Below are 15,795 nucleotides of genomic sequence, written 5' to 3'. Positions count from 1 at the left end.
GCGCGGCCGCGCCCCGCCGGCCAGGCCGGAGTACGCGGCGGGGGCCGGCCGACCCGCCGCCGCGTTCGCCGCCGGCGGGTGCCGGCGCCCTACGGGCGGTCAGCGCTTCTGCACGAACTTGACCTGGTGGCCGTCGGGGTCGCGGACCCACGCGTAGTGCAGCCGTCCGTCCGGCGAGTCCATCGGGGGTACGACGCTCGTGGCACCCGCCGCCATGGCCCGGTCGTAGTACGCGTCGGTGTCCTCGCACCAGAGCACGAGTTCGGTCGACGGGCTGCCGCCCGGCTCCACCCCGAGACCCACGAGAGCGTTGGCGACCCGCGCCGAGGTCAGCCCGATCCGCACCCCGGCAGCCTCGACCTCGACGTGTTCGACGGGGCCGGTACGCGGTGCCCGGAACGCTTCGACCAGCCCGAGGCGGGTGTAGAAGGTGAGACAGGCGTCCACGTCGCGGCAGAACATGTTGATCTGGACCTGGGTGGGGACGGTCGTCATGGCAGGACCCTATCCGCACCCCGTCGAGCCGGCGTACGACGCGACGCCGGTCGGTCCCGTCGGCTCGCGTCCGCCGGCGACCCGGCCGCCGCGGTCGCGCGCGATCTGTCCTCGTCGACGTCTCGATAGGATCGCCCGCGTGGCTGACGCTGTCGTCATTCCCGGCGCGCCCCCTGCTGATCGGCAAGCCGCTCGGCACGAACGCGGCGGCGATGGCCGCCGACAGATTCCCTGCCCGCCGTGTGGCTCACGCCCCTGCTGACCCTGCCCCGGGTGGCCGACGCGCCGGGTCGGGCGACCGCGCCGTTCCTCCTCGTGGGCGGCACCGCCGACGAGGTCTGGGACGGTGACCTCGCCCGGCGGCTGTCGCCCCACGTGCTGGAGGTGGCGGGCGCCGACCACGGCATGTACGTGCCCGGCCCGCTGACCGAGTCGATCGCCGTGCTGGGCCGGGTCGTGGTCGCCGTGGAAGAGTTCCTCGACGGGATCGGCTGGCCGAGCTAGTCGCCCGCCACCGGTAGCCTCGGCCCGATGAGCTGGCTGCCTGATGACTTCGTCCACCCCATCCACGTGCCCGTGCCCGACACCGCGCTGCACCTGCGGCCGATCCGGGAGGCGGACACGGCGATCGACTACCCCGCCGTGATGGGCTCCCGAGCGCGGCTGTGGGAGATCTTCGGCCCAGCCTGGGGTTGGCCCGAGGAGACGATGACCTATGAGCAGGACCGCGTCGACCTGCTGCGGCACGAGCAGGAGATAGCCGCACACCAGTCGTTCAACTACGCGCTGCTGGACGAGGCGGAGACAGCCATCCTCGGCTGCGTCTACGTCGACCCGCCCGAGCGCACCGGCGCCGACGGAGAGATCTCCTGGTGGGTGGTGGACGACCTGGCGGGCAGCGAGGTGGAGCGCGCCCTCGACGCGTTCGTGCCGCGGTGGATCACCGCCGACTGGCCCTTCCAGCAGCCCCGTTACCTGGGCCGCGACATCAGCTGGCAGGAGTGGCTCACGCTGCCGCGCGCCTCGTGACCGGAGGATGCGCTTGGCGAACTGTCCCTGGCTCAGCACCGCTACCTCGCCATGTTCCGCCAGGTTCTCGCCGAGCCGCGCGCCTGACCACGTGAGCCTGGCCGACGGCGGGCCACCCGAAGGGCCGGATCAGTGTCAGGATCCTCGCCATGCGTCTTTCGTCCGGTCTGCTCGTCGCGTCCGGCGTGGCCGGTCTGCTCTCGGCTGCGGCGGCGCTGCTCGCCATGACCGCCGCTTCGCTGCAGTTCGGCCTGGTCATGCTGGCCGCGCTGCTCGGCTACGTGCTGGTGAGCCGAGCCGCGCGCCGGGTGAGGTGGACCGTCGCCGCCGGTGTCGGGCTGTTTGCCGTGGTGGCGGCGCTTCGGCTGTTCTGGTACCAGGAACAGGTTGATGCCGCAGGCTGGCTGAGCTACGGCCAAGGGCTGGCGAAGACGTCCATGGTGGCGCGCTGGCGGGAGCAGCTCGACCGGGAAAGGCTGGCCGCGCTGGGTCTGGCGCTCGGCGTTCTCGGTCTCGCGGCCGGTGTGCTGGCGCTGCCGTCGCGGGGCGGACGGCGGGGGGCGGCAACGACAGTCCTCACCCTGCTGCTCTTCGCCTGGTTCGGGCTGGGCGCCGCCCGGGACCTGGGCCGTCATCCACTGCCGGAGCTGCTCGGAACGGTGTGGCCGGCGCTGCTCGCTGCCCTCCTGAGCATGGGGGCACTCGCGCTGTCCGGGCGGCGGGCCGACCGGCGCTGGCTGCTCCCGGTGGGGTTGTTCCTGCTGGCACTTGACGCAACTCGCACGTACTCGGACCTCGCCGGGGCGTGGTCGGGCTGGTGGTCCCTGGCCCATCCCCCCGGTGGGGCCTTCCTGGAGGTGGGGGTGGCGGTCAGCACGTCACCGGAAGGCTCCCTTCAGGTGTCGTGGGCCGTGGAGCGGGCAATCGCGCTCGCCGGCGCGGGACTGGTGGCCGTCGGCGCATTGCGCAGCTCCCGCGAGGCTGACGCTTCCTAGCCCGGCACCACCCCGGTGCCTCGTGGATGGTCCGCCGGGCCGTGCCGCTCGATCGTTCAGGAGCGGTAGCGGGTTGCCAGTTGCGGGGACTGGCCGCCGAACGCGGCGAGGTCGGCGTCGAACACCCGCTGCAGGAGGTCGTTCTGCTCGACGCCCGGCGCGGTGACGGTCTCGCCGAGCTCGAAACCGCGAAGACTCGCGGTGACGACGTCGGCCGCGCTCATCCGCGGTGCCGCGCTGAGGTCCATGCCCTGCCGTTCGTGGAACTCGGTCGCGACGACGCCCGGACAGAGCGCCTGGACGTGGATCCCGTGCGGCGACAGCTCGGCATGCAGCGTCTGCGACAGGGCGACGCTGTGCGCGAGGCTGGCCGCGTACACCGCACGGCGCAGCGGGACCTGCGCCAGGTTCGCCGGGCCGCTGAACGCGATCATCCCGGACACGTTGACGATCCGCCCGGTGCCCCGGGCGACCATGCCGGGGGCGATCGCCCGGGTCAGCAGGGTCGGCGCGAGCACCTTCACCCCGACCAGTTCCGCGGCCTGCTCCGGCGGGAGCTCGACGAACGCCTTGTAGTGCGCCACACCGGCGTTGTTGACCAGCATCGTCACCGGCTGGTCGGCGACCGCGGCGATCACCTGCTCGATGCCGTCCGGCGTCGCCAGGTCCGCGACCACCGCCTGCACGGTGACGTCGGGGAACTCGGCCGCCAGTTCGTCGAGTCGCTCCCGCCGGCGTCCGACCGCGATCAGTGACACACCCTGCGCCGCCAGCCGGCGCGCGTACTCGCGGCCGATCCCGGAGGACGCACCAGTCACCACTGCCAGCCCAGTCACAGTTGTTCCCTTCCTTCACCGCCGCACCGCGGCGTGGAGAGCGCCCGCACCCCTGGTGGGGAAGCCGGTAGCGCATGCCTGTCACCAATGGTGGTCCCACCGCTGTCACCGTGGGTATGCCCCCGACATAGTGGTCCCCGCAGGGCTACGACCAGCCCCGCTCCGGCGATCTACGCTCAGGACATGGCCTCCGGCAGGAACCTGCTCGGCGACTACCTGCGCGCCCACCGCGCCCGGGTACGTCCCGATCAGGTCGGCCTGCCCGACACGGGTAACCGCCGGGTGCCGGGCCTGCGCCGGGCGGAAGTGGCCCTCCTCGCGGGGATCAGCCCCGACTACTACCTCCGGCTCGAGCAGGGCCGCGACCGGCATCCCTCGCCGCAGGTGCTGGAAGCCCTCGCTCGCGTCTTCGGGCTCGACCCGACCGGAACCGCGTACCTGCTCTCCCTCACCGAACAGTCCCCGGCGCGGGCCCGCCGGCAGCCGCGCGAAACCGTTCCGGAAGGCATCCGGAAGCTCCTGGTATCCCTGCACCTGCCCGCTTTCGTCGAGGGCCGCTACCTCGACGTCCTGGACGCCAACCCGCTCGCCACCGCGCTCTCGCCCCGGCTCGCCCCAGGGGAGAACCGTCTTCGCGCGGTCTTCCTCGATCCGGCCGAGCAGGCTCTCTACCCGGACTGGGACGACACGACCGCCCGGCTCGTCGCCGGCTTCCGCCGCTCCGTCGGGACCGACACCAACGACCCCAGGTTCGTCGAACTCGTCGGGGAGCTCTCCCGGGCCAGCGAACGGTTCCGGACCCTGTGGGCACGGCACGACGTCCAGGCCCAGCAGAACTGGCCGGTTGCCATCGATCATCCCCTCGTCGGGCCGCTCACCCTCAACCGCACGAAGCTCATCGTCGGCGACACCGCGCAGACCCTCGCCCTTGCCGTCTTCCACCCCGACCCGGGCACGGACAGCGCCGACAAGCTCGCCCTGCTCGCCTCCTACGCGGCCTCCGCACCGGCCGGCGAAGCGCCCCACCGCCGCCCGCACCGTCCGTGGGCCTCTCGCGGACTGGACGCGGACCGCTCCCCGTAACGGCAGCGCGAAAGATCAGTGCGGTTGGCGGCACAGCGGGAACCGCGACGTGACGATCCCCGTCAGAGAGCCGACGGTTTCACGGTCGGGAGGGCGCTGGATGCATCGCAAGGTGGTCGTCGTGGTTGTCGCCGGAATGCTCACCGGTATCGCGGGCAGCGCTGCGGGCTGCGCCCGCGACACGTCCGCCGGTACGGCGGTGACCAGCTCGCCGGTCAGCGTGGCTCCGGTTGGCGACCGGCCGGCCGGTGCCAAGGAGGCCGAGGTCTACGCAGAGGTGTTGCGCAGGTATCTCGGCACGCCTGCGGAGAACTCCTTCCCCGCGCAGACCTTCAAGACCGTCTACGTGCTCGATCAGGCCCATCCGGACGCGGGAGATCCTCGCGGGAAGCACGAGCGGGGCACTCTCATCGCCCCGAGCATCCAGCAGCAGGTAACGGCCTCCCTGGCGGCGGTGGCACAGGTGACTTTCATCGACGACAGGAACGCAGTGACCGAGACGAAGGACGGCTGCTCACAGGTCAAGGACGGCGGCATCCTGATCACGCTGGGCACGGTGACCGGCGACGGCCAGAAGGCGCAGGTCCCGCTCAGCGGCTTTGTCGCCTGCCTCGGCGCCACCTGGCTGACCTACGTGGTGCAGAACGGACCCGGTACCGGGTGGCGGGTGACGGGCACGACCGGCCCGAGTGCAATCTCCTAAACCCGGCCTCGACGTAACCGGGTCCTGTGGGTCACCGTGCCATCGCCCGACGCGGTGCGTACGGACCAGAAGATCGGCGCCAGCAATACGGTGATTCACGCCCTAAGCCGGCGGTGGAGCGCCGAGCCTGCGGAAGACCTCACCGCAGACGTCGACGCAGTGCGCCAGCACAACGTCGGCAGTGAGCACCTCGGTCGTGGTGAACAGGAAAACCTCGCGGTCGACGCGTTCGACCGACCCGGTAAACGACGCGGCCGACAGCATCCGCTCGAAGACGTCAGTGCCGGGATGTGAGAGGTCGAAGGCGATGAGCATGCCGTCCTCGAAGCTGAGGGTCCACTCCCGGCCGTTCTTCGTGCCGACCGCCAGGTAGTCGGGCAGGTCCTTCAGTGCGGGGTCCTGTGGCAGGCGCGCGGCGGCCTCGGCAACCGTGGGCAGCCAGGCCAGAGCGTCGCCGTCGAAGATGTCCCAGCCGCCGCTGCTGCGCCACGGCTCGACACCGTCGACCGCGTAGGCACTGCGGGATCGTCGCAACCAGCTCATGACTCTCGACCCCGAAGGGGCCGCCGCTGACGCCTACAGTTGGTCGGGCAACAGGTGCTCCACATACTCGCCAAACGGCTCGATGGATCCATCCCAACCGTTCCAACCCTGTTGAGCGACCTGCCCCTCAGCATAGGAATAGGACCAGCGGGCACCGTCTTCGCCCTCGATATGGACGACTCCCGAGCGAACGAACGGCGCAATCGCGACGTAGAAGGCCGTAGCTTGATCCGACCATTTGGGATCGCCCGCATCGTCGTGGCCAAAGTCGATCCAGTCTCCGGCGCGGCGGATCGGGCCGTCGCCCAGGCGGTGAGCGCCGGGCGCTGCCGGCCCCAGCAACGTCGAAGGCCCTGGCCAGGACCGACGTCCTGACCAGGGCCTTTCGCGTGGAGCGGGTGACGGGAATCGAACCCGCACTGTCAGCTTGGGAAGCTGATGTTCTGCCATTGAACTACACCCGCAGGCGGCACCACTGTACCTGAGGTCACCTCCCCCGTGCACCCAGGTACCCCGGTGGCGGCGGCACGCCGGTCCGGCAACCGTCCCGACATCGTCCCGCAACGCCCGGCCAGGTGCGGCGCAGCAAGAAGTTGCCCCACGGCAACATATGGTCATTCTCAAATCCGTCGATCGGTTGTAACGTCTCCTCCACGTTCTCCGACACGGCGTGACATACCCCCTGTCATGCCGCCAGAAAGAGGTGGGCTCATGGGCCTTCGTCCCAACCTGCTGACCCGGCGTACCGCCGGCGTCGCGTCGACGACCCTCGCGCTGCTGCTCAGCACCGCCGCGGTCGGCGTCGTCCCCGCAGCTTCGGCCTTCTCGGCCGCCCCGTCCGGCTCCTGCGCCGAGCCGGCCGACTCGCACTCGAACGCCCGCGTCGCCAAGGGTGGGCACGCCAAACTGGACCCGAACGAGCTGACCGCCAAGCAGGTCCGTGACCGCGAGGCCGACCTCGCCGCCGCGCTGCGCGAGCGGGCCAACTTCCGGACCGGCGCCGCGGCCACCCCGCTGGCCACCGTGACCATCCCGGTCGTCGTGCACGTCATCCAGCGGGACAGCACCCGGGCCGGAGGCAACATCCCGGACTCGATGGTGACCCAGCAGATCTCCGTGCTGAACACGGCGTACAGCGGGGGCACCGGCGGCGCCGCGACCGCCTTCAGCTTCCAGCTCACCAAGGTGCACCACGTCACCAACGCCGCGTGGTACCCGATCGTCGAGGGCTCCTCGGCGGAGCGGCAGATGAAGACCTCGCTGCGCGAGGGCGGCAAGAACACGCTCAACCTCTACCTGGGCGAGCTGAGCGACGACCTGCTCGGCTGGGCCACCTTCCCGCAGCGGAAGCTGAACAGCATGGACGGCGTGGTCGCGCTGAGCGAGTCGCTGCCGGGCGGCACCGCCACCAACTACAACCAGGGCGACACCGGCACCCACGAGGTGGGCCACTGGCTGAACCTCTACCACACCTTCCAGGGCGGCTGCTCGGGCTCGGGTGACAGCGTCTCCGACACCCCGGTCGAGGCCTCGCCGGCCTTCGAGTGCCCGACCGGCCGGGACACCTGCACCGCCACCGGCAAGGACCCGATCACCAACTTTATGGACTACACCTACGACTCGTGCATGTACCAGTTCACCGCTGGCCAGGCGAGCCGGATGCTGACCGCGTGGAACGCCTACCGCGCGGCCTGACCACTCCCACACCACACGCCGATGCCGGCTCCGTCCTCGGACGGGGCCGGCACCGGCGTGTCGGGGGTCAGGCGGCCGAGCGGCGGGTGTCGAAGCCGTGCCGGCCGCGCCGACCCTCGGCCGCGACGACGGTACGGCGGGCCGGGCGCGCGGCCGTCGGGTCGAGCCAGACCCGCACCTGCGGCCGGCCGGCGCTCGGCGGGCTCGCCTGGTCGCGCCGGGTCAGCATCGCCACGTCGACGCTGAACTCGAAGAGCCGCCAGTCGACCTGCGGGGCGGCCCGGCCGAGGGCGGCCAGCCGGGCCACGGTCGCCGGGTCGTCCACCACGCGGGCCCGGCCGGCCACGTACGCCTCGTCGTCGCTCTCCTCCGGCGGGAAGGAGTGCAGCGCGTAGCGACCGTCGCGTTCGAGGTCGCGGCGCTTGGGCGAGTCGATGACGAAGCAGTAGAGCCCGTCGTCGGTGATCACCGGGGAGACCGGGTGGACCCGCGGCCCACCGTCGGCGCGGACGGTGGCGAGGTAGCCGAAACCCGGCCCGTACTGCTGCAGGAGAAGGCGGATCTCGTCGGCGAGGCGGGGCTCGTCGGCGGCGAATTCGGACCAGGAAGCCATGCGGACATTCTATCGAACAGGTGTACGAAGATGTAGTCCGACACGCAGGTCACCCGTACGGGTCGCTAAGGTGTTCCGATGCTGCTCTCCGACCGGGATCTGGTCTCCGAGATCAAGGCAGGCACGCTGGCGTTGGAGCCGTTCGAGCCCACGCTGGTGCAACCGTCCAGCATCGACGTACGCCTGGACCGGCTCTTCCGGGTGTTCAACAACCACCTCTACACGCACATCGACCCGTCGATCCAGCAGGACGACCTGACGTCGATGGTGGAGGTGCCCGAGGGTGAGCCGTTCGTGCTGCATCCGGGCGAGTTCGTGCTCGCCTCGACGCTCGAGGTCATCTCGCTCGGCGACCAGCTCGCCGGCCGACTGGAGGGGAAGTCCAGCCTGGGCCGGCTCGGGCTGCTCACCCACTCGACGGCGGGCTTCATCGACCCGGGCTTCTCCGGACACGTCACGCTGGAGCTCTCCAACGTGGCGAACCTGCCGATCACCCTCTGGCCCGGCATGAAGATCGGCCAGCTCTGCATCTTCCGGCTCTCCTCGCCGGCCGAGCACCCGTACGGCTCGGCGGTGTACGGATCGCGCTACCAGGGGCAGCGCGGGCCGACCCCGAGCCGATCCTGGCAGAACTGGCGGGTCTGGCCGACCCGCTGACCGCACCGCCGGCGCCGGCCGGGCCCCCACCCGCGCCGAAGGCGTCAGGAAGGGGCCCCGCCGCACCCCTCAGCCGGGGCGGCCGTAGCTGTTGATCTGGCCGTCGTCGACGCGTTTCATGGTGATGGGCTTGCCGGACTGGGAGGCGTGCACCACCCAGCCGTTGCCCACGTACATCCCGACGTGGTGCAGGTCGCTGTAGTAGAAGACCAGGTCGCCGGCGCGCAGCTGGCTGCGGCTCACCCGGGCGGTGACGTCGTGCTGCTGGCGGGCGTTGTGCGGCAGCGAGACGCCGGCCTTGGCCCAGGCCGCCATGGTGAGGCCGGAGCAGTCGTAGTGGTCCGGGCCGGCGGTACCCCAGACGTAGATCTTGCCGATCTGGGCGCAGGCGAACTTGACCGCCACCCCGGCGGGGCCACCCGGGTAGCCGGCGGGGCAGGGCGCCGGGCGCAGCGGACCGCCGCCGCCGTTGCCGTAGACCTTCAGCCGCAGCTTCTGCAGCCGGACGATCTCGGCGTCGATCTGCTTCTTCTTCGCGGCAAGCTGGGCCTCGGTGCGGGCCAGCTTGGTGATCATCTCGTCCAGCGGCCGCTTCTTGGCGGCCAACTGGTCGCGCAGGTCGGCGACGGCCTGCACCTGCTGCTGCTGGCGGTGCGCGAAGCGGTCGAGCATTTCCAGGCTGTCGACCACCTCACCCGGCGAGCGGCTGCCCAGCAGCGCGTTCACGGTGGAGATGGTGTCGCCCTTGTACGCGTTGGCGGCCAGCCCACCGACCTGCCCGAGGGCACGGTCGACCTGGGCCTGCAACGGGGCGATCTGCTTGGCCAGCGCGGCGGCCTGCGCGCGCTTGGCGGCGAGGTCCTCGCGGGTGGCGTTGACCTGTTCGATGATCGGTTCGAGCTTGTTCCAGTCCCGGTCGATCTGGGCTTCGATCTCGGCGACCGAGGGGTCGGCATGGGCCGCCGTGGCGCCGCCGGTCAGGATGACGGCGGTGCCGGCCAGGGCGGCGAGGGCGGTGGTGCAGCGGGACCAGCGTGAACGCGGCGCAGCCGTCGACCGGTCGTCCGACCGGATCGACGGTGGCCGCGGGGCATGGTGTGCCACCGGGCTCCGTACTCCTTCTGTCCGACCGCCTACCGGGTTAGCTGACGGGTTCGGGCGGGAAGGGAGCCGCCCTACCGCAGCGTGGCTGCGGATTCACCCCGGTTACCTGGTTCCCCGGCTCGCCCGGAGGCGACTCGGCGGTGTCCGACCGTCACCGTCCGGGTTGGGCGATGAGACTCGCGGCCGACGATTGACCAGAGTAGAGATCGCCGTTATCAATCCGCAACCCGAGACGCCGTGACACTCCGTACGTAATTGGCCGGTCACCCGAAGAATTTTTTCAGTGTGGATTACCTGAGGGAAAGGTATTGACCACGGACCGGGTCCGGAGTGAGGGTGAGGACGCAGTGACCCCCATCCCTGTCTGGAGGTTCGATGCACCTCTCACCCCCACCGTCGGGCAGACGGATACTGCTGGCCGCGGCCGTCGCGGCAGCCACCGCCCTCGCCACCACCGGCCCGGTCTCCGCCGCGCCGGCCGACACCGACACCAGCGACCGGCAGCAGCAGTACGCCGCCGCGGCCGACACGTACGGCGTGCCGCAGAGCGTCCTGCTCGGCGTCTCATATCTGGAGTCCCGCTGGGACACCCACCCGGGCCAGCCCAGCACCAGCGGCGGCTACGGGCCGATGCACCTGACCGACGCCGAGCAGGTCGCCTCCACCCCGTCCAGCGCGCACGTGGACGAGAACGAGGACCCGCGCGGCGACGACTCCCGCCCGCTCACCCTCGACCCGGCCACCGCCGCCGCGCCCACCGGCGACGTGCTGCCCCGGGCATCCCTGCAGACGCTCGACACCGCCGCGGCGCTCACCGGCCTCGCCGAGGAGACGCTGCGCACCGACGCCGCCGCCAACATCCGGGGCGGGGCGGCGCTGCTGGCCTCGTACCAGAAGGCACTTGGTGGGCCGGTCGGCGCCGGCAGCGACCCGGCGGCCTGGTACGGCGCGGTGGCCCGCTACTCCGGCGCGGACACCGAGGACGCCGCGGCGGCCTTCGCCGACGAGGTCTACGACCAACTCGGCCAGGGCGCCAGCCGGACCACCGACGACGGCCAGCGGGTGACCCTCGCCGCCACCGCGCTGACACCCGACGAGTCCAGCCTGCACAAGCTGGGGCTGCGCCGCGCCGAGCGGCCGGACGGGCTGGAGTGCCCGGTCCGGCTCGCCTGCGAGTGGATCCCAGCCCCCTACGAGCAGTACGGCCCGGGCGCCGGCGACTACGGCAACTACGACCTCGCCAACCGGCCGGCCCAGCAGAAGATCGAATACATCGTCATCCACGACACCGAGGGCTACTTCGGCCCGAGCGTGAAGCTGGTGCAGGACCCGACCTACCTCGGCTGGCACTACACGCTGCGCTCGGTGGACGGCTACGTGGCCCAGCACATCAAGGCCAAGAACGTCGGCTGGCACGCCGGCAACTGGTACGTCAACGCCAAGTCCATCGGCATCGAGCACGAGGGCTTCGCCGGTCACGGCACCTGGTACACCGAGGCGATGTACCGGGCCTCGGCCAAGCTGGTCCGCCACCTGGCCCTGCGCTTCCAGATCCCGCTGGACCGGCAGCACATCATCGGGCACGACAACGTGCCCGGCATCCTGCCCGGCAACGTCGCCGGGATGCACTGGGACCCGGGTCCGTACTGGGACTGGTCGCACTACTTCGACCTGATGAAGGCGCCGTTCCGGGGCACCGGCACGCCGCACACCGGCCTGGTCACCATCGACCCGGACTACGCCACCAACCAGCCGGCGTTCACCGGTTGCAACCAGCAGCCGCCCGGGGTGCCGAAGCCGACCCCGCCGGCCGTGCCCTGCCCGCTGCGCGGCTCGTCCTCGGTCATCCTGCGCACCGCGCCCAGCCCGGACGCGCCGCTGGTGAACGACCTCGGGCTGCGCCCGAACGGCACCCCGGACACCATGTACATCTCCGACCACGGCGCCCGCGCGTCCGCCGGTCAGACGTACGCCCTCGCCGGCATCCAGGGCGACTGGACGGCGATCTGGTACCTCGGCCAGAAGGCCTGGTTCTGGAACCCGGCCTCCGCACCGACCGCCAAGTGGGCGAACGGCTTCGTGGTGGCCCCGAAGCCGGGCAAGGCCACCATCCCGGTCTACGGGCGGGCCTACCCGGAGCAGGCGGCGTACCCGGCCGGCGTGCCGTACCAGACCATCGCGCCGCTGCAGTACACCTTCGCGGCGGGCCAGCGGTACGCGGTCGGTGGCGTGCTGCCGGGCGAGTACTACCGGGCCGTCACCTTCGACGGCTCCGCGCCGGGTGACTGGACGGTCGTCCGGGGCGAGAACAAGTACGTGCAGGTCCAGTTCGGCCACCGGATCATGTTCGTCAACCTCGACGACGTGCTGATCCTGCCGGGCGCGGTCGGCGCGCCGATGTAACTCCCGCCGATACGAACGAAGGCCCCCGGTCCGCCTGGACCGGGGGCCTTCGCGTGGCCGGAAGAACTCGGGTCAGTACACCCGGACGAAGCCGGCGATCGGCATCGTGCTGATGCTCGACACCTGGACCGGTTTGCCCGTCCGTGGGGCGTGCACCATCACCCCGTTGCCGAGATAGAGCCCGACGTGGTGCAGGTCGCTGCCGAAGAAGACGAGGTCACCGGGCCTGGCGTCGGAGCGGGACACGTGGCGGCCCTCGTTCCACTGCGCGCCGGTGAAGTGGGTGAGCGAGATGCCCGCCGCCTTGTACGCGTACTGGGTGAGACCGGAGCAGTCGAACGAGTTCGGGCCGGTGGCACCCCAGACGTACGGGTCACCGACCTGGGCGCAGGCGGTCTTGATCGCGGTACGCGCGGCGCTGCTGACCACCCCGTCGATCTTCGGGCAGCCCGCCGGCCGGATCGAGGTCACCGGCAGCATCTTCGTCAGCCGCTTGATCTCGGCGTCGATCTGCTTCCGCTTCGCGGACAGGTCGGCCTGCTGCTTCTTCTCGGTGGCGATCAGCTGATCCAGCTTCTGCTTCTGCGCGTTGTACTTGTCGCGCACGGCGAGCACGCCGGCGATCTGGCGGTGCTGCTCCTGGGCGAGCCGGTCGAGGATGACCAGTTGCTCGGCGAGGGTACCGGGCTTGGTGCTCACCAGCAGCGCGCCCATCTCCTGCGACGGGCCCTGCATGTAGTAGCGCGAGGCGATGTCGCCGACCTTGTTCATCGCCAGCGCCGACTCCAGCTCCAGCGGCACCATCTTCTTCTGCAGGTCGGCCGACTTCTTCTGGTTGGCCTTGAGCTGGGACCGGACCTTGTTGAACTGCTCGATGGTGGGTTCGAGCTTCTCCCACTGCTTGTCGATCTGCGCGTCGATCTCGTCCACCGAGGGCGCCGCGTGCGCCGGAGCCGCCAGCAGCCCGGCGCCGACCGCGACCGCGGCGACCAGGGTGAGGAGACGGCGTACGACCCGGCGGGTGCCGACCGGTCGGCCGGTTGGCTGGCTCGGGGCGTGACGATAAGGGGGCATGGTTGCCACCGGCACGGACTCCTTTGCAACCGACCGCCGGGCGCCCCGTGAGAGGGAAGGTCGGGGGCAGACGACCCACAGCGGTCGGTGCCCCACGATAGGGAACGTGCCGGGGTGGAATCAAGGCGGAGCTTCGTTCAATCACGTCTGCGCAACCGCTTGCACACCAAGGGTATTCGTTCACTTGCCAACGATCGCCGTCAATACATCGTCGAGCGTCACGACCCCCAGGGGCCGGCGGCCGTCGCTCACCAGCACCATGTGCCGGCGCTCCCGGCGCATGGAGAGCAGCAGATCCGCGAGCGTACGGTCCGGCGGCACCACCGCCAGCGGCCGGTAGACCTCGGCCGGCACGGGCGCCCGGCGGCTCGCCCCCGCGTACCCGAGCACGTCCTTGACGTGCACGAAGCCGAGCACCCGGCGGGTCGCCCGCTGCACCACCGGGAACCGGGACCGGCCGGTACGCGTCGCCAGCACCTCCAGCGAGGCCGGTGAGACGTCCTCGGCCACCGTGGTCACCGTCGACCAGGGTTGCAGCGCGTCGGCCGCGGTCCGGCTGTGCAGGGCCAGTGCCCCGGTGATCCGGGCGTGCTCCTCGGCGTCCAGCAGCCCCTCGGTCCGCGCCTGGGACACCAGGCCGGCCAGCTCCTCCGCGGTGAACACGGTCTTCACCGCGTCGGTCGCCTCGACCCGCCACAGCCACAGCACCTGCCGGGCCGACCACTTCATCGCCAGCAGCAGCGGCTTGGTGGCCAGGCAGAAAGCGAGCATGGCCGGCCCGAGCCAGAGCGCCGACGGCTCCGGGCCGGCCAGGGTGATGTTCTTCGGCACCATCTCGCCGACCACGGTGTGCAGGAAGACCACCAGGCCGAGGGCGAGCACGAACGCCACCGGGTGCACCGCCGAGGCGGGCAGGCCGAGCGCCTCGAACGGCGTCTCCACCAGGTGGGCCAGGGCCGGCTCGGCGATCGCGCCGAGACCGAGCGAGCAGACCGTGATGCCGAGCTGCGCGCCGGCGATCATCAGCGGGATCTGGTTCATCGCGGCGAGCGCCCAGCGCGCCCGCTTCGACCCCGCCGCGAGCGGTTCGATCACCGTACGGCGGGACGCGATCAGGGCGAACTCGCTGCCGACGAAGAAGGCGTTGCCGAGCAGCAGCAGGACGGCGATCAGCAGGTCACGCACCGTCGTCGGGCTCCTCGGGGCGGACCACCCGGACCTGCTCGATCCGGTGCCGGTCGACCTCGACCACGGTGAACTCGTAGCCGCTCTCCTCGACCGTCTCGCCCGGCACCGGAATGTGTCCCAGCCGGGCCAGCAGGAACCCGGCGAGCGTCGCGTACGGCCCCTCGGGCAGCCGGAAGCCGGTCTGCTCGACCAGCTCGTCCGAGCGGAGCACCCCGTCCACCAGCACGGTCCGCTCGCCGCCGGGCACGGTCAGCTCGCCCGGCCCCAGGTCGTCCACCGCGTCCGGGTCGAACTCGTCGGCGATCTCGCCGACCAGCTCCTCGACCAGGTCCTCCACCGTCACCACGCCGTCCGTGCCGCCGTACTCGTCCACCACGATGGCCAGGTCCGCGCCGGCGTCCTTGAGCGCGGCCAGCACCCCGTCCAGGTCCAGGCTCTCCGGCACGTACACCGGCTCCCGGGCCACCGCGGCGACCGAGGTGGCGGCCCGCCGATCCAGCGGCACACCGAGCGCGTCCGGCACCCCGGCGACCCCGGTGACCAGGTCCAGCGTCTCCTCGTAGACCGGGAACCGGGTCCGGCCGGTCTGCCGGGACTCCTCCAGCAGCTCGGCCACGGTGGCGGTGGCCCGCAGCGCGATCACGTCCACCCGGGGGGTCATCGCCTCGGCGGCCCGCTTGTCGCCGAAGCGGATGGTGCGCCGCAGCAGCATGGCGGTGTCCGGCGGCAGCGCACCGGCCCGCGCCGAAATGGCGGCCAACAGCCCCAGCTCCTCCGGGGACCGGGCGCTGGCCAGCTCCTCCTGCGGCTCCACGCCGAGCCGGCGGACCAGCCGGTTCGCCGAGTTGTTCAGCAGCCGGATCAGCCAGCCGCAGGCGCGGGAGAAGGTACGCATCGGGCCGGCCGTGGAGAGCGCCGTGGGCATCGGCCGGGCCAGCGCCAGGTTCTTCGGCACCAGCTCGCCGAAGAGCATCGAGATCAGGGTGGCCAGCGCCAGGGCCAGCAGCCCGCGGAACCGCTCCGCCCCGCCGGAGGTGCCCAGCAGCGGGGCGAAGAGCCGGGCCAGCGCCGGCTCGGCCAGGTAGCCGGTGAGCAGCGCCGTGATGGTGATGCCGAGCTGCGCGCCGGAGAGCTGGAAGGAGAGCTCGCGCAGCGCTTGGCGGACCGTGGCGGCCCGGGCGTCGCCCTCGCCGACCCGCCGGTCGATCTCCGCCCGGTCGACGGTGACCAGGGCGAATTCGGCTGCCACGAAGAACGCGTTGCCGGCGGTCAGCAGGACGAAGCCGACCAGCGGCAGCAGCGTGGTTACCAGCGGGCCGTTGATGGGCGTGATTGTGGCACGGGAGCGCCGATGGTGCGTCCCCCGTAGCGTGGTGT

The 15,795-nt window shown here is 71.3% G+C and carries 17 protein-coding genes, 1 tRNA gene and 1 riboswitch; of the genes, 8 read left to right on the top strand and 10 right to left on the bottom strand.

The features are described 5' to 3' along the window. Positions 1 to 99: 99 nt before the first annotated feature. Positions 100 to 495, bottom strand: a complete 396-nt coding sequence (locus AB0I11_RS00510) for a VOC family protein (RefSeq protein ID WP_357308346.1) — start codon at positions 493 to 495, stop codon at positions 100 to 102. Between the two features lie 240 nt (positions 496 to 735). Between AB0I11_RS00510 and AB0I11_RS00505 the strand changes: the two genes are divergently transcribed. From AB0I11_RS00505 to AB0I11_RS00495, 3 genes are all read left to right on the top strand, one after another. Further along, on the top strand, positions 736 to 999 hold the full coding sequence (locus AB0I11_RS00505; RefSeq protein WP_357308343.1) for a hypothetical protein: 264 nt from the start codon (positions 736 to 738) through the stop codon (positions 997 to 999). Positions 1,000 to 1,026: 27 nt separating this feature from the next. Further along, complete coding sequence (locus AB0I11_RS00500) at positions 1,027 to 1,524, top strand: N-acetyltransferase (RefSeq protein WP_357308340.1); 498 nt, start codon at positions 1,027 to 1,029, stop codon at positions 1,522 to 1,524. Between the two features lie 149 nt (positions 1,525 to 1,673). Further along, positions 1,674 to 2,519, top strand: coding sequence for an aminopeptidase (locus tag AB0I11_RS00495; protein ID WP_357308337.1), 846 nt, complete (start codon positions 1,674 to 1,676; stop codon positions 2,517 to 2,519). Between the two features lie 56 nt (positions 2,520 to 2,575). On the opposite strand, the gene AB0I11_RS00490 is transcribed toward AB0I11_RS00495, so the two are convergent. Beyond that, the gene (locus tag AB0I11_RS00490) at positions 2,576 to 3,355 is read right to left on the bottom strand and encodes an SDR family NAD(P)-dependent oxidoreductase (protein WP_357308334.1); all 780 of its coding nucleotides are present in this window, start codon (positions 3,353 to 3,355) and stop codon (positions 2,576 to 2,578) included. A gap of 183 nt (positions 3,356 to 3,538) precedes the next feature. On the opposite strand from AB0I11_RS00490, the gene AB0I11_RS00485 reads away from it, so the two are divergent. Both AB0I11_RS00485 and AB0I11_RS00480 read left to right on the top strand, forming a co-directional pair. Then, a complete protein-coding gene (locus AB0I11_RS00485) occupies positions 3,539 to 4,438 on the top strand; it encodes a helix-turn-helix transcriptional regulator (RefSeq protein ID WP_357308331.1) in 900 nt (299 codons plus the stop codon). Positions 4,439 to 4,538: 100 nt separating this feature from the next. Further along, positions 4,539 to 5,141 (top strand): hypothetical protein, encoded by a 603-nt coding sequence (locus AB0I11_RS00480; protein ID WP_357308328.1) that lies wholly within the window; start codon positions 4,539 to 4,541, stop codon positions 5,139 to 5,141. Between the two features lie 102 nt (positions 5,142 to 5,243). On the opposite strand, the gene AB0I11_RS00475 is transcribed toward AB0I11_RS00480, so the two are convergent. The 3 genes from AB0I11_RS00475 to AB0I11_RS00465 all read right to left on the bottom strand — a co-directional run bounded on the left by AB0I11_RS00475 (position 5,244) and on the right by AB0I11_RS00465 (position 6,148). Further along, positions 5,244 to 5,684 carry a hypothetical protein gene (locus AB0I11_RS00475; RefSeq protein WP_357308325.1) on the bottom strand — a complete coding sequence of 147 codons (441 nt, stop codon included), beginning with the start codon at positions 5,682 to 5,684 and terminating at the stop codon, positions 5,244 to 5,246. A gap of 33 nt (positions 5,685 to 5,717) precedes the next feature. Continuing rightward, positions 5,718 to 6,026: a hypothetical protein gene (locus tag AB0I11_RS00470; protein WP_357308322.1), complete on the bottom strand. Its 309-nt coding sequence runs from the start codon at positions 6,024 to 6,026 to the stop codon at positions 5,718 to 5,720. 48 nt (positions 6,027 to 6,074) lie between these two features. Further along, positions 6,075 to 6,148, bottom strand: a tRNA-Gly gene (locus tag AB0I11_RS00465). 247 nt (positions 6,149 to 6,395) lie between these two features. Between AB0I11_RS00465 and AB0I11_RS00460 the strand changes: the two genes are divergently transcribed. Then, positions 6,396 to 7,379: a zinc metalloprotease gene (locus tag AB0I11_RS00460; RefSeq protein WP_357308319.1), complete on the top strand. Its 984-nt coding sequence runs from the start codon at positions 6,396 to 6,398 to the stop codon at positions 7,377 to 7,379. A 67-nt stretch (positions 7,380 to 7,446) separates the two neighbouring features. On the opposite strand, the gene AB0I11_RS00455 is transcribed toward AB0I11_RS00460, so the two are convergent. Then, on the bottom strand, positions 7,447 to 7,992 hold the full coding sequence (locus AB0I11_RS00455) for a pyridoxamine 5'-phosphate oxidase family protein (protein ID WP_357308315.1): 546 nt from the start codon (positions 7,990 to 7,992) through the stop codon (positions 7,447 to 7,449). A gap of 78 nt (positions 7,993 to 8,070) precedes the next feature. Here AB0I11_RS00455 and dcd point away from each other — a divergent pair, with 78 nt between their 5' ends. Further along, positions 8,071 to 8,649 (top strand): dCTP deaminase, encoded by a 579-nt coding sequence (dcd, locus tag AB0I11_RS00450; protein ID WP_123242721.1) that lies wholly within the window; start codon positions 8,071 to 8,073, stop codon positions 8,647 to 8,649. 69 nt (positions 8,650 to 8,718) lie between these two features. Here the strand turns inward: dcd and AB0I11_RS00445 are convergent, their stop codons facing one another. After that, the gene (locus AB0I11_RS00445) at positions 8,719 to 9,753 is read right to left on the bottom strand and encodes a C40 family peptidase (RefSeq protein ID WP_357308310.1); all 1,035 of its coding nucleotides are present in this window, start codon (positions 9,751 to 9,753) and stop codon (positions 8,719 to 8,721) included. A 12-nt stretch (positions 9,754 to 9,765) separates the two neighbouring features. Next, positions 9,766 to 9,903: riboswitch (cyclic di-AMP (ydaO/yuaA leader) on the bottom strand. A 225-nt stretch (positions 9,904 to 10,128) separates the two neighbouring features. Between AB0I11_RS00445 and AB0I11_RS00440 the strand changes: the two genes are divergently transcribed. Then, a complete protein-coding gene (locus AB0I11_RS00440) occupies positions 10,129 to 12,156 on the top strand; it encodes a peptidoglycan recognition family protein (protein ID WP_357308307.1) in 2,028 nt (675 codons plus the stop codon). Positions 12,157 to 12,228: 72 nt separating this feature from the next. Here the strand turns inward: AB0I11_RS00440 and AB0I11_RS00435 are convergent, their stop codons facing one another. The 3 genes from AB0I11_RS00435 to AB0I11_RS00425 all read right to left on the bottom strand — a co-directional run bounded on the left by AB0I11_RS00435 (position 12,229) and on the right by AB0I11_RS00425 (position 15,715). Then, positions 12,229 to 13,230: an NlpC/P60 family protein gene (locus AB0I11_RS00435; protein ID WP_357308304.1), complete on the bottom strand. Its 1,002-nt coding sequence runs from the start codon at positions 13,228 to 13,230 to the stop codon at positions 12,229 to 12,231. Positions 13,231 to 13,410: 180 nt separating this feature from the next. After that, positions 13,411 to 14,415, bottom strand: a complete 1,005-nt coding sequence (locus AB0I11_RS00430; RefSeq protein WP_357308301.1) for a hemolysin family protein — start codon at positions 14,413 to 14,415, stop codon at positions 13,411 to 13,413. Continuing rightward, complete coding sequence (locus tag AB0I11_RS00425; RefSeq protein WP_357309975.1) at positions 14,408 to 15,715, bottom strand: hemolysin family protein; 1,308 nt, start codon at positions 15,713 to 15,715, stop codon at positions 14,408 to 14,410. The genes AB0I11_RS00430 and AB0I11_RS00425 overlap by 8 nt, the downstream gene beginning before the upstream one ends. Between the last annotated feature and the right edge of the window lie 80 nt (positions 15,716 to 15,795).

It is taken from the genome of Micromonospora sp. NPDC050495 (assembly GCF_040655175.1).
Lineage (GTDB): Bacteria > Actinomycetota > Actinomycetes > Mycobacteriales > Micromonosporaceae > Micromonospora.
The sequence above is the reverse complement of the archived record's forward strand: the minus strand, read 5'-3'. Positions and strand labels throughout refer to the sequence as shown.

Bases quoted from the DNA above. Each gene is read 5' to 3' on its own strand.
- AB0I11_RS00510 (WP_357308346.1), bottom strand. From the start codon at position 495: ATGACGACCGTCCCCACCCAGGTCCAGATCAACATGTTCTGCCGCGAC.
- AB0I11_RS00500 (WP_357308340.1), top strand. From the start codon at position 1,027: ATGAGCTGGCTGCCTGATGACTTCGTCCACCCCATCCACGTGCCCGTG.
- AB0I11_RS00495 (WP_357308337.1), top strand. From the start codon at position 1,674: ATGCGTCTTTCGTCCGGTCTGCTCGTCGCGTCCGGCGTGGCCGGTCTG.
- AB0I11_RS00485 (WP_357308331.1), top strand. From the start codon at position 3,539: ATGGCCTCCGGCAGGAACCTGCTCGGCGACTACCTGCGCGCCCACCGC.
- AB0I11_RS00480 (WP_357308328.1), top strand. From the start codon at position 4,539: ATGCATCGCAAGGTGGTCGTCGTGGTTGTCGCCGGAATGCTCACCGGT.
- AB0I11_RS00475 (WP_357308325.1), bottom strand. From the start codon at position 5,684: ATGAGCTGGTTGCGACGATCCCGCAGTGCCTACGCGGTCGACGGTGTC.
- AB0I11_RS00460 (WP_357308319.1), top strand. From the start codon at position 6,396: ATGGGCCTTCGTCCCAACCTGCTGACCCGGCGTACCGCCGGCGTCGCG.
- AB0I11_RS00455 (WP_357308315.1), bottom strand. From the start codon at position 7,992: ATGGCTTCCTGGTCCGAATTCGCCGCCGACGAGCCCCGCCTCGCCGAC.
- dcd (WP_123242721.1), top strand. From the start codon at position 8,071: ATGCTGCTCTCCGACCGGGATCTGGTCTCCGAGATCAAGGCAGGCACG.
- AB0I11_RS00440 (WP_357308307.1), top strand. From the start codon at position 10,129: ATGCACCTCTCACCCCCACCGTCGGGCAGACGGATACTGCTGGCCGCG.
- AB0I11_RS00435 (WP_357308304.1), bottom strand. From the start codon at position 13,230: ATGCCCCCTTATCGTCACGCCCCGAGCCAGCCAACCGGCCGACCGGTC.